This is a genomic window from Loktanella sp. M215 (assembly GCF_021735925.1).
Classification (GTDB): domain Bacteria; phylum Pseudomonadota; class Alphaproteobacteria; order Rhodobacterales; family Rhodobacteraceae; genus Loktanella.
Genome location: NZ_WMEA01000001.1, coordinates 3,064,239 through 3,078,589, shown reverse-complemented (window position 1 = coordinate 3,078,589; position 14,351 = coordinate 3,064,239). Strand labels below are relative to the sequence as shown.

The following is a 14,351-nucleotide window of genomic DNA, read 5'->3' as shown; positions in this document are numbered from 1 at the left end:
GACATGAAAGCCAATGTTCATGTGATGCTGAAAGACGGCGTACTGGATCCACAGGGCGAGGCGGTGCGCCACGCGCTGGGGGCCATGGGGTTCGACGGTGTCAACGGCGTGCGGCAGGGTAAGGTCATCGCCCTTGATCTGGCCGACGGCACGTCAGAGGCCGCGATCGCCGAGATGTGCGAGAAGCTGCTGGCCAACACGGTGATCGAATCCTACCGGATCGAAATCCTGTAATGCGCATCGCGATCGACATGGACGAGGTGCTGGCCGACGCCCATGGCGGTCAGCGGGCGCTTTATGCCGATGCCGGTTTCACGATCGACGATGCCGACCTGCGCGGGCGCAGGCTGCGCGACGTGGCGCCTCATGAGGCGGTGATCGCCGTGGAACGGCACCTGCATCAGGGCACGTTCTTTGCCAACCTCGACCCGATGCCCGGTGCGACCGCGGCCTTGCGCCGCCTGTGCGCCACGCACGAGGTCTTCATCGCGACCGCCGCGATGGAATACCCTGCGTCCTGCGGTCACAAGGTGGCCTGGGTCATGCGGCACTTTCCGTTCTTCGACCTCGACCGGCTTGTGCTGTGCGGCGACAAGAGCATCATCAAGGCCGACGTGCTGATCGACGATCATGCGCGGCATTTCGACGGGTTCGGCGGGCAGGGCCTGCTGTTCGACGCGCTGCACAATGCGACCGTCGACTGGCCGCACCGCCTGACCTACTGGGATCACGCCCATTCCACCTTGCAGGAGATGTCCGCATGAAGGCCGCCGTCATCGTATTCCCCGGATCGAACTGTGACCGCGACATGGCCGTGGCCCTGCGCGCGGCTGGTGCCGACGTCACCATGGTCTGGCACAAGGATGCCGAGATCGGGGATGTCGATCTGGTGGCCGTGCCCGGCGGCTTTTCCTTCGGCGACTACCTGCGCTGCGGCGCGATTGCGGCACAGTCGCCGGTCTGCCGGGCGCTGAAGCAGCATGTGGACCGGGGCGGCTACGCCCTTGGCGTCTGCAACGGCTTTCAGGTGCTGACCGAAACCGGCCTGCTGCCCGGTGCGCTGATGCGCAACGCGGGGCTGAAATTCGTCTGCCGCACCGTGCCGCTGACCGTTGCGACCTCTGACAGCGCCTTTACCCAAGGCTATAATGCGGGCGACACCATCGGCCTGCCGGTGGCGCACCACGACGGCAATTATACCGCCGACGACGCCACGCTGGATGCGCTGCGGGATGCAGACCGGATCGCCTTTACCTACAGCGACAACTTCAACGGCAGCCGCAATGACATCGCCGGCGTGCTGAGCGCGAATCGACGTGTACTGGGCATGATGCCACATCCGGAGCGTGCAGTGGATGCCGCAACCGGCAGCACCGCGGGCAGCGCATTGTTCCGGGGCCTTGTGCAGCAACTCGCCCACGCGTGAGCCATCGCTTGCCGGTGGGCAACGTGTCACCTATTTATGGGTGATGAACAGAACGGCCACCACGACTGACCGCACCACAGGAGGGCAGGGCCGCTGGCTGCTGCGCTTGGGCGTTCTGCTGATCTGTCTGCTGGGAATCGGCACGATCTACACCACCAATCTGCTGCTGACCGAACGGTTCACGGAAACCACGCGGAATCGGGCAGAGGTGCGCCTGACGCTTTACGTGGCCAACCTGATGAGCGAATTGCAGCGCAATTCCATCGTGCCGCAACTGCTGGCCCGCGACCCCGAACTGATCAACGCCCTGTCAGAGGGCAATTATACCCTGTCGACCCAGCGGCTGCTGTCCTTCGTGGATGAAATCGGCGCCGCGTCCCTGATGCTGCTGGACCGCGACGGGCGCGCCGTGGCTGCGACGGACCGCAACCGGTTGGGCGAACAGCACCGCACGGATGCGTCATTTGTCAACGCGATGCGCAGCAATACCACGGTCTTTACCCTGAGCGAGACGCCGCAGGGCGGTTTCGGCTTCGTCTATTCGCGGCGGGTGGATCAGAACGGCACGACGATGGGCGTGATCTCGGTCGCGGTGGACCTTGCCAAGCTGGAACGCGGCTGGGCGGGGGTGTCGGACGCGGTCTATGTCACCAATTCGCAAGGCCAGATCATCCTGTCGACGGAACCGCGCTGGCGCGGGTTGGACGAGGCCGAGGCGCTGCGCCGCCAGACGCCCCCCAGTGCCATCGAGATGGCCCTGCGTGCGACGCAGGACTGGGCCGCCCTGCCGATCGACGCCTATCTGCGTGGCGAGGCGGTGCTGCGCCGCGAGGCCCGCGTACCGTTCCAGGGCTGGCGCATGGTCAGCTATACCGCCTATTCGTCCGTCCGCGAGCGGGTCAATGGCGTGCTGGCGCTGGAGGTGATGGGCTTTGCCATCCTGCTGGCGCTGTTGTTCTGGGTGTCCAGCCGCAAGGCGACCTCGCGCCTTGCAATCTTTGCCCGCGAATCGGCAGAGTTGCGCAGCCTGAACGTCGCCTTGCAGCGCGAGATCGCGGCCCGCAAGCAGATGGAGCGCAATCTGGAGGTGGCCGAGCAGACCGTGGCGCAGACCTCCAAGCTTGCGGCACTGGGCGAGATGTCGGCGGCGGTCAGCCACGAGCTGAACCAGCCGCTGGCCGCGATGAAGACCTATCTGGCGGGCGCGCGGCTGTTGCTGCAACGCAAGCGACCCGAGGAGACGCTGTCGTCCTTCCAGCGCATCGACGACCTGATCGACCGGATGGGCGCGATCACGCGGCAGCTGAAATCCTATGCCCGCAAGGGAACCGAGGCGTTCGAGCCGGTGGATACCCGTGCCGCCGTATCGTCGGCCCTGTCGATGATGGAACCGCAGCTGAAGACCCGCCGTGTCGAGATCAGCCGCACCCTGCCGGGTGAACCTGCGCTGATCTATGGCGACCGTCTGCGGCTGGAACAGGTCATCATCAACCTGCTACGCAACGCGATCGACGCGACGAAATCCGCGAACGATCCGCGGATCGACGTGATCCTCGCCGTGGGTGAAACCGTGACCCTGACCGTGCGCGACAACGGCGAGGGGATCGACGACCTCGAACAGCTGTTCGAGCCGTTTTACACGACCAAACAACCCGGTGATGGCGTGGGGCTGGGCCTTGCGATCTCCTCCGGTATCGTAAACGACCTTGGCGGGCGCCTGACGGCGCGCAACGGGGCTGACGGCGGCGCTGTGTTCGAAGTGCAGTTGCCGCTTTTCAAGACAGTCGCGCAAGCGGCGGAATAAGGATAGATGTCCATGAGCAAAGCCATGAAGATCGCGATCGTCGACGACGAGAAGGATATGCGCCAGTCGATCAGCCAGTGGCTGGCCCTGTCGGGCTTCGAGACGGAAGCCTACGCCAGCGCCGAAGAGGCGCTGCGCAGCGTCGGTGCCGATTTCCCTGGCATCGTCGTCAGCGACGTCAAGATGCCCGGGATGGACGGCATGCAGTTCCTGAAAAAGCTGCGCGGCGTCGATTCGGCGCTGCCGGTCATTATGATCACCGGCCACGGCGATGTGCCGATGGCGGTCGAGGCGATGCGCGTCGGGGCCTTCGATTTCCTTGAAAAGCCGTTCAACCCGGACCGGATGACGGAACTGGCGAAACGCGCCTGCACCGCCCGTCGCCTGACGCTGGACAACCGCGCGCTGCGCAAGGAATTGTCCGACGGATCGGCGCTGATCAAGAAGCTGATGGGTCAGTCCGCCCCGATGGAGCGGTTGAAGGAAGACATCCTCGATCTGGGGCAGGCCGACGGCCATGTGCTGATCGAAGGCGAGACCGGCACCGGCAAGACGCTGGTGGCCCATGCCCTGCATGCGGTGGGTGCGCGGGCCACGAAGAAGTTCGTGCTGGTCGCCTGTGCGGCCTTTGACGAGGCGACGCTGACCCGCCGCCTGTTCGGCCCGGCGGGCGAGGAGGAGCCGATCCCCGCGATGGAAGAGGCGCGCGGCGGCACGCTGGTGCTGGAGGATATCGAGAGCCTGTCCCAGACCCTGCAGGCGCGTCTGCTGACCGCGATCAACGATCAGGGCAACCCGGCCGAAACCCGCATCGTCGCGATCTGCAACCTGCAGGAACAGGACAAGACCTGCGAAAGTGTGCTGCGTCCGGATTTGTATTACCGTATCAGTGCCTTGCGGATCGTTGTTCCCCCATTGCGTCAACGGGGCGAGGATATCCTGACCCTGTTCACCCGCCTGTCGGACCAGTTTTCCGACGAATACGGCTGTGACGCCCCCGAGGTCAGCGCGCAGGAGGCCGCACAGCTGCTGCAGGCACCCTGGCCGGGCAACGTGCGCCAGTTGATCAATGTGGCCGAACGCGCCGTGTTGCAGAACCGGCGCGGCACCGGGTCCATTGCGTCCCTGCTGATGGCCGACAACGACGACAGCCGTCCCGCGATGACGACGGAAGGCAAGCCATTGAAAGAGTTCGTCGAAGCCTTCGAGCGGATGCTGATCGACAACACCATGCGCCGTCACAAGGGCAGCATCACCTCTGTCATGGAGGAGCTGTGCCTGCCGCGCCGGACCCTGAACGAGAAGATGGCGAAGTATAACCTCAGCCGGTCGGATTACCTCTGACCCAATTTCACAGGAGAGCCGTGGCGATGCTGCGCAGACTGACACTGATGATCGCAGCGGCAACGCTTGGCGGCTGCGTGGGCACCTTTGCGGATGATTTCGGCAGCGATGCGCCGACCGGCAACCGGTTCGGGGCCGCCGTCGCGGCGCCGACAACGTCGGGCAGTTTTGCGGGGATCGCCAACGCGGACCGCACGGTCGTCAGGGATGCCACCGGCAACGGCTATGCCTTTGCCTATGCGGAGGTGGATGGTTCTGACTTCGGCAGTGGCAGCGGGCCGGCCAATCTGGCGATCGCGGGCCTGCTGCCGGGCACTGATGTCGGGATCACGCCGATGACAGGCTCGGCCCTTATGACCGGCACCTACAACATGGTCGTGGTCGACAACGCGACGACGGCCACGGACCCTGCGACATGGACCGTGACGCGCCCCACCGGGACAATGTCGGCAGAGATCGACTTTTCCACCGGCCGTCTGACCGGCCAATCCGGCGACGGTGCGCTGACATTGACCGCGCAGGGCGACCGGGGCTTTGCCAACGGGTTCGCCGGCGACGCCGCCTACAACGGCACGCCGGGGCGGTTTGCGGGCGTGTTGGGAAACAATGACGCGGTGGCGACCGTGACCGGGCAGGGCGGCAGCCGCTTTTATGCCGGTGGTTTCAGCATCGGGCGCTAGCCTGCGGCCCAGGCCGCGGCAAAACGCACTTTGTGATTGTCTTATGACAGTCATCTCCCCTATGAAGGTGGTACGGGCGGTTGCCATGACGGTATGCGCAAATCCCCGGTGAGATTCTCTGGTGCGGTCTACGCGGGCAATGTCTGCGGTTCCGCTCAGCTGATTGGATCGGAAACGATCGCAAGTACGCCCTTGGTTTGCATGTGAACAACTGTGACCGGGCATTGAACCGGCCCCTGTTCGCACGGGCCAGATAAGGACCGCGATGCGAGGCGCGCAGACAGATGGCCACACGATCCGCACCCCAAGGGGTGTCGTCGTGGCCCGCGCACCCATCGCCTACATCAGACATGACAGCCGCACGATCGCGCCCCCCGGGGCCGATGGCGTGCGTCATGTGATTGGATATCATGAAGAAAATGCTGATCGACGCCACCCACGCGGAAGAAACCCGCGTCGTTGTGGTAGACGGAAACAAGGTCGAGGAATTTGATTTCGAAAGCCAGTTCAAGCGACAGCTTGCTGGCAATATCTACCTGGCCAAGGTCACGCGGGTCGAACCCTCGTTGCAGGCGGCCTTTGTGGATTACGGCGGCAACCGCCACGGATTCCTCGCGTTTTCCGAGATTCACCCCGACTATTACCAGATCCCGATTGCCGACCGGCAGGCGCTGATCGCCGAAGAAAAGGCCTATGCCGCCAGCCAGCGCGCTGACGACGATGCCGAGGATGAGGCGGACGAGGCCGAAGCCGCTGGCGACGACACCGGATCGAAGCCCCGCGTGCGCCGCACGCGCCGTCGGGGATCGCGCGCAGCGGATGCGTCGGGCGATGATGCGACGGCCAAGCGTGACGTCGCCGGGATGGAAACCATCGACCTCGACGATCCTGACGAAGGCTCCAGCCCGATGGAACTGGTCGGAGAGACTCCGGTCGATACCCCGAGCCACGACGACGAGGATGATCATGACGATCAGCCGACGGCCGCCGACAAGGACGACAGCATCGACGTCGTGGCCGAGGATGACAGCGACGACGTGCGCCCGGCGCGCAAGCCGCGGCCCAAGCGCTACAAAATCCAGGAGGTCGTGAAGGTCCGCCAGATCATGCTGGTGCAGGTCGTTAAGGAAGAGCGCGGCAACAAGGGTGCGGCGCTAACCACTTACCTGTCGCTTGCCGGTCGTTACTGCGTCCTGATGCCGAACACCGCCCGGGGCGGCGGCATTTCACGCAAGATCACCAACGCCGCCGACCGCAAGAAGCTGAAGGATATCGCAGGCGACATGCTGGTGCCCGAAGGCGCCGGCCTGATCATCCGCACCGCAGGCAGCCAGCGCACCCGGACCGAGATCAAGCGCGACTACGAATATCTGCAGCGGATGTGGGAAACGATCCGCGAACTGACGCTGAAATCCATCGCTCCCGCGAAGATCTATGAAGAGGGCGATCTGATCAAGCGGACGATCCGCGACCTTTATTCAAAGGACATCGACGAGGTCATCGTGGCCGGGGCCGAAGGGTTCCGCACCGCCAAGGACTTCATGCGGATGATCATGCCGTCCCACGCCAAGAACGTGAAGCAATACGCCGAGCAGATGCCGCTGTATGCGCGCTATCAGGTCGAAGGCTACCTTGCGGGCATGTTCAACCCGACCGTGCAACTGCCCTCTGGCGGTTACATCGTGATCGGCGTGACCGAGGCGCTGGTGGCGGTCGACGTGAACTCTGGCCGGGCGACCAAGGAAGGGTCGATCGAGCAGACCGCGCTGAAGACCAACCTGGAGGCCGCCGACGAGGTGGCGCGCCAGATGCGTCTGCGCGACCTGGCCGGTCTGATCGTGATCGACTTCATCGACATGGACGAACGCCGCAACAACGTGGCGGTGGAAAAGCGGTTCAAGGATGCGCTGAAGACCGACCGCGCGCGCATTCAGGTGGGCCGGATCTCCGGCTTTGGCCTGATGGAAATGTCGCGCCAGCGTCTGCGCCCCGGCATGCTGGAGGCGACAACGCAGCCGTGCCCGCATTGCCATGGCACCGGCCTGTTGCGGTCCGACGACAACGTGGTGCTCAACATCCTGCGCCAGATCGAGGAAGAGGGCACCCGTGCCCGGTCCAAGGAAGTGCTGGTGCGCGCGCCTGTGTCCATCGCCAATGTGCTGATGAACGGCAAGCGGGATCATATCGCCAGCATCGAATCGCGCTACGGCATGTCCGTGCGTGTCGAATGCGACGTGACGCTGGTCTCGCCGGATTTTGCCATCGACAAGTTCAAGACCGCGACGCGGGTCGTGCCGGATGCGCAGCCCTTCGTGCCGCCCGCGATGGACGCGCGCGATCAGGCTGACGAACATGTCTTCGACGAGGTCGAGGCGGAAGAGGTGGCCTCACCCGTGGCGGTCGAGGCCGACGCGTCGACCGAGGACAAGGCCCCGCAGGCGCGCACGGCACCCGATGCCGAGGCCGACGACCAGCCCCGGAAAAAGCGGCGCCGGCGGCGGCGGCGGCGGGGTGGCGCCGGTGGCGATCAGGCGAACGATCAGACCCAGGGCGATGACGACGACAGCGACGAGTCCGATGACGGCGCGGCCACGACGCCTGAGGGGGTCGAGGCTACAGCCGAGGAGAAGCCCAAGCGTACCCGCTCGCGCAGCCGCAAGCCCAAGGCAGAGGTGACGGCAGAAGCCGCGACCGACGCGGTGGCCGCCGAGACGGCGACCGATGCACCGGCCGAGGCGGCGCCTGCCGCCGCAGACGCGCCCGCAGCAGACGAAGCGCCGAAAAAGCGGACCCGGACGCGGCGCAAGCCCGCTGCCGCTGCCGAAGGCGAGGCCACTGAGGCCCCGACCGAAGAGGCGCCCAAGCCCAAGCGTCGCAGCCGCGCCAAGAAGCCGGTCGAGGCCGCAACGCCCGAAGTGGTGACGGAAGCCGAAGCCGCCGTCGCCGTGGCAGAGACGCCAGCGGCGGATGCAACGACCGAGACGGCCCCGGTGGCCGTGGAGGTTCCGCCTGCGGAGACCGCACCGGAGCAGGCACCCGCCGCAGCGCCGGAGACCATGGCCCAAGAGGCCGCGCCGGAGGTGAAATCCGTGCAGACCGCAGCGCCTGCCGCAGCGGAAGAACCCGAGGCCGAGGCTGAGGCCGACGTCGACGAGAAGCCCAAGAAGCGCGGCTGGTGGTCTTTGGGCCGCTAAGCCCCGCGCGACGCACATGAAAAAGGCGGGCCTCACGGTCCGCCTTTTTTAATGTCCGCGCTTCGGTCGGGTCAGCCCTTGCGGATGTAGTAGATCTGGACTGGGCCGTCGTCTTCGCTGGCGGCCAGCGCATGACCGGCCTCGGCGCAGAAGTGGGGCACGTCGATGACGGCGGCGGGGTCGTCGGCGCGCATGCGCAGCACCTGACCGCTGGTCAGCGCCTGCAAGCGTTTGCGGGCTTTCAATACGGGCAGGGGGCACAGCAGCCCGACGGCATCAAGTTCGGCATCATGGTTCATGCCGTCAGAGCTAGGGCGCCTGTGACAGTTTGTAAACGCCCTCGTGACGGATCGCGGCGTGACGCGGGCGGCGCGATGGCCTAAGCCTGTGCAGACAATCGCAGGAGTCTTCATGTTCGAAAATCTGTCGCTGCTGGACGCCAGCCTGCTGCCCGCAATGGCCATCGCGCTGTTGGCGGGCTTGCTGTCGTTCCTGTCGCCCTGCGTGCTGCCCATCGTGCCGCCCTACCTTGCCTATATGGGCGGCGTGTCGGTGACGGAACTGGACCAGACCGCGACGGCACGCCGCCGTGTGATGCTGGCCGCACTGATGTTCGTGCTGGGCCTGTCGACGGTGTTTTTGCTGCTGGGCATGGCATTTTCGACGCTGGGGCGGGCGCTTCTGCAATGGCAGGGATGGTTCGTGCCCATCGCGGGCATCGTCGTGATGATCTTTGGCGCGCATTTCATCGGGATCTTCCGCCTGCGGTTTCTGGACCGAGAGGCCCGCGTCGCCACCGGCGACAACGGCGGCAGCGCTTTTGGTGCCTATATCCTCGGCCTCGCCTTTGCGTTTGGGTGGACTCCCTGTCTTGGCCCGATCCTGGGGACGATTCTGGGTCTGGCCGCATCAGAGGGCGACGTCGCGCGCGGCACGGTTCTGCTGGCGGTCTATGCGCTGGGGCTGGGCCTGCCGTTCCTCGCGGTCGCGGCCTTTTTCCCCCGCTTGAAAGGCCCGATGGCCTGGATGAAGCGCCATATGGAGCGGATCGAGCGGACCTCTGGCCTGCTGCTGTGGACGGTGGGGCTGATGATGCTGACGGGGCAGTTCAGCGCCTTCAGCTTCTGGCTGCTGGAACGGTTTCCGGCCTTGGGCGCGATCGGTTAGTGGCTTAATTTCGCCCGGTTTACGCACTAGGGTCCGGGCATGAGCGATGTGCAGGCACAGGACGGGCAGGTGGCCAGACGGCGGGTGTTCTACATCCCCGGCTATGACCCCATTCATCCGCGCCGCTACCGCGAGCTTTATCGCACCGAGGGCGCGACACAGGCGGCGATCAGCGGCTATGACCTGACGTTGCGCCCCAAGCCGCGCGGCAAGACCTATGGCTGGCGCGTCGATGCGGTGATGGACGGCAATTGCGTCGCGGCAGAGGTCGACGTGCTGGTCTGGTCCGATATCGTGCGGGACAGCATGTCGAATTCCATCCCTGCCACTTATGCCCAGCTGGTCCGCACCGCCTGGACCTATATCGCCAGCGGCACGCTGCGGCGGCTGATGTGGCTGCGCAAGGGACCTGTGATCGCAGCACTCTATCCTGTGGGGATGCTGCTGGTGCAGCTTCTTGTCGCCATCCTGCTGGGGCGGCTGGCGGCGGCCATCGTGGCCCTGCTGCCCTTTGGCGGGATGCTGGGACAGGTTTTGACCGTCCTGTCGTGGATCGTCTGGGTCGCGGTCGCTATCGTCGTGCTGCGCTGGTTCGAGAAAAAGGACGGCAAGTTCTTTGCCTACTACCTGATGCACGACTACGCCTATTCCGCGCGGCTGAACGGGGCCAATCCCCCCGAACTGGAAGAGCGCATGGCCACCTTCGCCGACTGCATCGCAGAGGCCTTGGGCGAGGATCTGGACGAGGTGCTGGTGGTCGGCCATTCGTCCGGCGCGCACTTGGGCGTGTCGATCCTGTCAGATCTGCACCGCGCGGGGCGCGTGCCGCCGCACGGGCCAGCGCTGTCCTTCCTGTCCTTGGGACAGGTCGTGCCGATGGTGTCATTCCTAAAGGGTGCCAAGCAGTTGCGGCGCGATCTTCATTTTCTGTCGCAACAGGCAATGCCCTGGGTGGACGTCACCGCACCCGGCGATGGCTGCGCTTTTGCGCTGTGCGATCCGGTCAGCGTGTCGGGGGTGGAAAGCGCTGGCAAGCGCTGGCCGCTGGTGATCTCGGCCGCCTTTACGCAGACCCTGTCGCCCGCGCGGTGGAAAGAGCTGCGGTGGAAGTTCTTTCGCCTGCATTTTCAATATCTTTGCGCCTTTGACCGGCCCGGCGATTATGACTATTTCCGCATCACCGCGGGTCCGCTGACGCTGGGTGACCGGTATCGCGGACGGGCGCCATCCGCCTCTCGGATCGACGTGCCGGCATCAAAATACACGGATATGGCGCCGTGATCCCGGCCAAACCGCCGGCGCGGCCCGACAAGGTCTCGCTCTGGCGGTACCTGAGGCTCTTTCGTCAGGACATCCTCTCGGCACAGCCGGCCAAGCTCTACGGCGCGTGGATGGCGGAGTTTCGCACGCCGTTCTTTCGCAGCTACATGGTCAACGACCCGGAGGTGGTGAAGCTGGTGCTGAACGACCGACCCGATGATTTCCCGAAATCCGACCGGGTGGGCGCGGGGCTGCGGCCCTTGCTGGGGCAATCGGTGTTCCTGACCAATGGCGATCTGTGGAAGCAACAGCGTCGGATCATCGACCCGGCCTTTGCCGGCGGGCGGTTGCGCGATACCTTCCCCGCGATCCTGGCCGCCGGGCAGGCCGCTGTCGCCCGCATGGCGCCGCTGGCCGATGGCACGCCGCGCGATATCGAGCCCGAGACGAGCCACGCCGCCGCCGACGTGATTTTTCGCACGCTGTTTTCCGTCCCGATCGAAGACCGGGTTGCGTCAGAGGTCTTTGCCGCCTTCAAGACCTACCAGCGGACCCAGCCGATCCTGAACCTTGCGGCTTTCATCCCCGGCCCGCGCTGGATGCCACGCTTTTTTAGGCGCGAGACGCGGGCGACGGCGCGGCTGATCCGGCGTCTGATCACCGACATGACCGCCGCGCGGCTGGCGCAGATCGAGGCGGGAACCGCCCCAGACGATCTGGCGACCAAGATCATGACGACGGCGGATCCTGTGACCGGGCAGACGTTCGATGTGCCGGAGATGGTCGATCAGGTCGCGATCTTCTTTCTGGCGGGGCACGAGACGAGTGCGGCCGCACTGGCCTGGACGCTGTATCTGCTGGCGCTGCATCCTGACTGGCAGGACCGCGTGACGGCCGAGGCTGTCGCGTGGGACGGCAGCTTTGCCGGGTTGTCGGGCCTGCGCACGACGCGGGACGTCTTCCGCGAAAGCCTGCGGCTTTATCCGCCCGTTCCGATGATGGTGCGGGAAACCACGCGGCAAGAGGTCTTTCGCAAGCGGCCTGTGGGGGCCGGCGCGCAGGTGGTGCTGTCGCCCTGGCACCTGCACCGGCATACGCGGATCTGGGACAACCCGGACGCGTTCGATCCCGACCGCTGGCAGACCGAGAACGGCAAGACCGGGCAACGCACGGCTTATATGCCGTTTTCGGCCGGACCGCGCGTTTGCACCGGCGCCGGTTTTGCGATGATCGAAGGGGTCGTGCTGCTGGCGCAGGTGCTGGCAGCTTACCGTTTCGAGCTGGTAGCCGACCGCCCGCCGGTCCCCGTTGCGCATCTGACCGTGCGGACGGCTAACGGGATGTGGTTGCGCATGACGCCGCGCAGCGGCTGACAAGAAGGGCGCGGGACATCGCGCCGTTGTTTACCCGATCTTTTTCGGTCGGTGGTGATGTGAGGTCACGTCCCCCAGATCGGCAGCGTCATCATGTCCAGACACAGCAGACTCGCTCTCCTCCTTGGCAAAGGTGCGACTTGGCTTTGGGCGACGCTCAATCCCGAGCGGCACGATCCTTATGAACGCGATCTAAAGTATTGGCCGGTCAGTAGCATGAATGTCGCCCGGCAACCGTTTGACGTCACAAGCAAAGGTGGGCGCCTTGGCGTGACCCGAAATCACCTGCGCTGTCCGGGGCGCTAAGGCATCCCCTGCAAGTCGCGCAGCACATGCACCCGGATGGCAGAGGCAAGGCCCACATCGCCGCGATCCGCGTCGATCTGGCTGGCGAGGGCGTTGATCGTCATGTCCTGACGGGCGGCCAGATCGCGGAAGGCCTGCCAGAAGGCATCTTCGAGCGAGACAGAGGTGCGGTGCCCGCGCAGGGTCAGCGAATGCTTGACCGGGCGCGCGGAAACCGACGGTGTCATTCCTCGAACTTTGCCTGATCGAGTGCAGACCGCGCCTTGTCGGCGCGGGCGGCGTCCAGCAGGCGTTCGGCCTTGGTGCGGCCGAACTTGACTGCGTTCACGTCCGCCTCGGCCTTGTCGGCGGCGCGGTCGCGGGCCTTGCGCGCGCGGTTGAGGTTGATCGGCGTGTTGTCGGTCATTTCGGACCGATCATGTCTTCGGGGCGGACCACGCGGTCGAAGGTTTCGGCATCGACGAAGCCAAGCGCGATGGCCTCTTCCTTCAGCGTGGTACCGTTCTTGTGGGCGGTCTTGGCGACGGTGGTGGCGTTGTCATAGCCGATGGTCGGCGCCAGCGCCGTCACCAGCATCAGCGATTCGCGCATCAGCTTTTCAATCCGCGTGCGGTCGGCCTTGATGCCGACGACGCAGTTGTCGGTGAAGGCCATCGCCGCGTCGCCCAAAAGTTGCAGCGATTGCAACACGTTGTAGGCCATCATTGGTTTCATCACGTTCAGTTCGAAATGCCCCTGAGAGCCAGCAAAACCGACGGCGGCGTCGTTGCCCATGATATGGGCGCAGACCTGCGTGATCGCCTCGACCTGCGTCGGGTTCACCTTGCCCGGCATGATCGAGGAGCCGGGTTCGTTTTCCGGCAGGATCAATTCGCCCAACCCGCAGCGCGGACCGCTGCCCAACATGCGGATGTCGCAGGCGATCTTGTAGATCGACACGGCGGCGGTCTTGATCGCGCCCGAGATTTCCACGAGGCCGTCGTGGGCCGCGAGGGCTTCAAATTTGTTCGGCGCCGTGACGAAGGGCAGGCCGGTGATCTCGGCGATCTCCTTGGCCACGGTCTCGCCCCAGCCTTTGGGCGTGTTCAGCCCGGTGCCGACGGCGGTGCCGCCTTGGGCGAGTTCATAGATCGCGGGCAGGGCGGCTTTGATCCGACGGATGCCCATGGCGACCTGCTGGGTGTAGCCGGAAAATTCCTGCCCCAGGGTCAGCGGCGTCGCGTCCATCGTGTGGGTGCGGCCGATCTTGATGATGTCGTCGAATTCATCGACCTTGGCCTGCAGGGCTTTGTGCAGATGCTCCAGCCCTGGCAGGGTCACGTCGTGGGCGGTGCGCGCGACGGCGATGTGCATCGCAGTCGGGAAGGTGTCGTTGGACGACTGGCCCATGTTGCAATGATCGTTCGGGTGGACCGGATCCTTGGACCCGATGGTGCCGCCCAGCATCTCTATTGCGCGATTGCTGATCACCTCGTTCGCGTTCATGTTCGACTGGGTGCCGGAGCCGGTCTGCCAGACCACCAGCGGGAAATGATCGTCCAGCTTGCCTGCGACCACCTCTTTCGCTGCGGCGACGATGGCGTCACCGACCTTTGCGTCCAGCTTGCCGCGCGCCATGTTGGCGGTGGCACAGGCCTGCTTGATGACGCCAAGACCGCGCACGATGGCCACGGGCTGCTTTTCCCAGCCGATGGGAAAGTTTTCCAGACTGCGCTGGGTTTGCGCGCCCCAATAGCGGTCTGCGGGCACGTCGATAGGGCCGAAGCTGTCGGTTTCGCTGCGTTGGTCGGTCATTGA

At 65.1% G+C, this 14,351-nt stretch carries 14 protein-coding genes; 10 read left to right on the top strand and 4 right to left on the bottom strand.

Translation table 11 applies throughout. The features are described 5' to 3' along the window. Positions 1 to 3 precede the first annotated feature (3 nt). The 7 genes from purS to GLR48_RS15235 all read left to right on the top strand — a co-directional run bounded on the left by purS (position 4) and on the right by GLR48_RS15235 (position 8,448). Positions 4 to 234 carry a phosphoribosylformylglycinamidine synthase subunit PurS gene (purS, locus tag GLR48_RS15265; protein WP_237062692.1) on the top strand — a complete coding sequence of 77 codons (231 nt, stop codon included), beginning with the start codon at positions 4 to 6 and terminating at the stop codon, positions 232 to 234. Continuing rightward, positions 234 to 764 (top strand): 5' nucleotidase, NT5C type, encoded by a 531-nt coding sequence (locus GLR48_RS15260; RefSeq protein WP_237062691.1) that lies wholly within the window; start codon positions 234 to 236, stop codon positions 762 to 764. Before purS ends, GLR48_RS15260 begins: the two co-directional genes overlap by 1 nt. Further along, a complete protein-coding gene (purQ, locus tag GLR48_RS15255) occupies positions 761 to 1,426 on the top strand; it encodes a phosphoribosylformylglycinamidine synthase subunit PurQ (RefSeq protein WP_237062690.1) in 666 nt (221 codons plus the stop codon). The genes GLR48_RS15260 and purQ overlap by 4 nt, the downstream gene beginning before the upstream one ends. Before the next feature lie 43 nt (positions 1,427 to 1,469). Continuing rightward, positions 1,470 to 3,230, top strand: a complete 1,761-nt coding sequence (locus GLR48_RS15250) for a sensor histidine kinase (protein WP_237062689.1) — start codon at positions 1,470 to 1,472, stop codon at positions 3,228 to 3,230. Between the two features lie 12 nt (positions 3,231 to 3,242). After that, the gene (locus GLR48_RS15245; RefSeq protein ID WP_237062688.1) at positions 3,243 to 4,574 is read left to right on the top strand and encodes a sigma-54-dependent transcriptional regulator; all 1,332 of its coding nucleotides are present in this window, start codon (positions 3,243 to 3,245) and stop codon (positions 4,572 to 4,574) included. Between the two features lie 26 nt (positions 4,575 to 4,600). Beyond that, positions 4,601 to 5,254: a hypothetical protein gene (locus GLR48_RS15240; RefSeq protein ID WP_237062687.1), complete on the top strand. Its 654-nt coding sequence runs from the start codon at positions 4,601 to 4,603 to the stop codon at positions 5,252 to 5,254. Positions 5,255 to 5,661: 407 nt separating this feature from the next. Beyond that, on the top strand, positions 5,662 to 8,448 hold the full coding sequence (locus GLR48_RS15235) for an Rne/Rng family ribonuclease (protein ID WP_442915843.1): 2,787 nt from the start codon (positions 5,662 to 5,664) through the stop codon (positions 8,446 to 8,448). 71 nt (positions 8,449 to 8,519) lie between these two features. Here the strand turns inward: GLR48_RS15235 and GLR48_RS15230 are convergent, their stop codons facing one another. Then, positions 8,520 to 8,747: a sulfurtransferase TusA family protein gene (locus GLR48_RS15230; protein WP_237062684.1), complete on the bottom strand. Its 228-nt coding sequence runs from the start codon at positions 8,745 to 8,747 to the stop codon at positions 8,520 to 8,522. 112 nt (positions 8,748 to 8,859) lie between these two features. Between GLR48_RS15230 and GLR48_RS15225 the strand changes: the two genes are divergently transcribed. Genes GLR48_RS15225 through GLR48_RS15215 form a run of 3 tightly spaced genes read left to right on the top strand, consistent with a single transcriptional unit; the run spans position 8,860 to position 12,248 of the window. Then, a complete protein-coding gene (locus tag GLR48_RS15225; protein ID WP_237062682.1) occupies positions 8,860 to 9,615 on the top strand; it encodes a cytochrome c biogenesis CcdA family protein in 756 nt (251 codons plus the stop codon). A gap of 39 nt (positions 9,616 to 9,654) precedes the next feature. After that, positions 9,655 to 10,896, top strand: coding sequence for a hypothetical protein (locus GLR48_RS15220; protein ID WP_237062680.1), 1,242 nt, complete (start codon positions 9,655 to 9,657; stop codon positions 10,894 to 10,896). Continuing rightward, positions 10,893 to 12,248, top strand: coding sequence for a cytochrome P450 (locus tag GLR48_RS15215; protein ID WP_237062678.1), 1,356 nt, complete (start codon positions 10,893 to 10,895; stop codon positions 12,246 to 12,248). Before GLR48_RS15220 ends, GLR48_RS15215 begins: the two co-directional genes overlap by 4 nt. A gap of 302 nt (positions 12,249 to 12,550) precedes the next feature. Here the strand turns inward: GLR48_RS15215 and GLR48_RS15210 are convergent, their stop codons facing one another. From GLR48_RS15210 to fumC, 3 genes are read right to left on the bottom strand one after another with little or no spacing between them, the layout of a single operon-like run. After that, positions 12,551 to 12,781, bottom strand: coding sequence for a ribbon-helix-helix domain-containing protein (locus GLR48_RS15210; protein WP_237062676.1), 231 nt, complete (start codon positions 12,779 to 12,781; stop codon positions 12,551 to 12,553). Further along, the gene (locus GLR48_RS15205) at positions 12,778 to 12,960 is read right to left on the bottom strand and encodes a DUF4169 family protein (protein ID WP_237062675.1); all 183 of its coding nucleotides are present in this window, start codon (positions 12,958 to 12,960) and stop codon (positions 12,778 to 12,780) included. Before GLR48_RS15205 ends, GLR48_RS15210 begins: the two co-directional genes overlap by 4 nt. Next, positions 12,957 to 14,348, bottom strand: coding sequence for a class II fumarate hydratase (gene fumC / locus GLR48_RS15200; RefSeq protein ID WP_237062673.1), 1,392 nt, complete (start codon positions 14,346 to 14,348; stop codon positions 12,957 to 12,959). Before fumC ends, GLR48_RS15205 begins: the two co-directional genes overlap by 4 nt. Between the last annotated feature and the right edge of the window lie 3 nt (positions 14,349 to 14,351).

Coding starts and splice junctions, on each gene's coding strand:
- purQ (WP_237062690.1), top strand. CDS start 761: ATGAAGGCCGCCGTCATCGTATTCCCCGGATCGAACTGTGACCGCGAC.
- GLR48_RS15205 (WP_237062675.1), bottom strand. CDS start 12,960: ATGACCGACAACACGCCGATCAACCTCAACCGCGCGCGCAAGGCCCGC.
- GLR48_RS15210 (WP_237062676.1), bottom strand. CDS start 12,781: ATGACACCGTCGGTTTCCGCGCGCCCGGTCAAGCATTCGCTGACCCTG.
- purS (WP_237062692.1), top strand. CDS start 4: ATGAAAGCCAATGTTCATGTGATGCTGAAAGACGGCGTACTGGATCCA.
- GLR48_RS15250 (WP_237062689.1), top strand. CDS start 1,470: ATGAACAGAACGGCCACCACGACTGACCGCACCACAGGAGGGCAGGGC.
- GLR48_RS15230 (WP_237062684.1), bottom strand. CDS start 8,747: ATGAACCATGATGCCGAACTTGATGCCGTCGGGCTGCTGTGCCCCCTG.
- GLR48_RS15245 (WP_237062688.1), top strand. CDS start 3,243: ATGAGCAAAGCCATGAAGATCGCGATCGTCGACGACGAGAAGGATATG.
- fumC (WP_237062673.1), bottom strand. CDS start 14,348: ATGACCGACCAACGCAGCGAAACCGACAGCTTCGGCCCTATCGACGTG.
- GLR48_RS15225 (WP_237062682.1), top strand. CDS start 8,860: ATGTTCGAAAATCTGTCGCTGCTGGACGCCAGCCTGCTGCCCGCAATG.
- GLR48_RS15220 (WP_237062680.1), top strand. CDS start 9,655: ATGAGCGATGTGCAGGCACAGGACGGGCAGGTGGCCAGACGGCGGGTG.
- GLR48_RS15260 (WP_237062691.1), top strand. CDS start 234: ATGCGCATCGCGATCGACATGGACGAGGTGCTGGCCGACGCCCATGGC.
- GLR48_RS15240 (WP_237062687.1), top strand. CDS start 4,601: ATGCTGCGCAGACTGACACTGATGATCGCAGCGGCAACGCTTGGCGGC.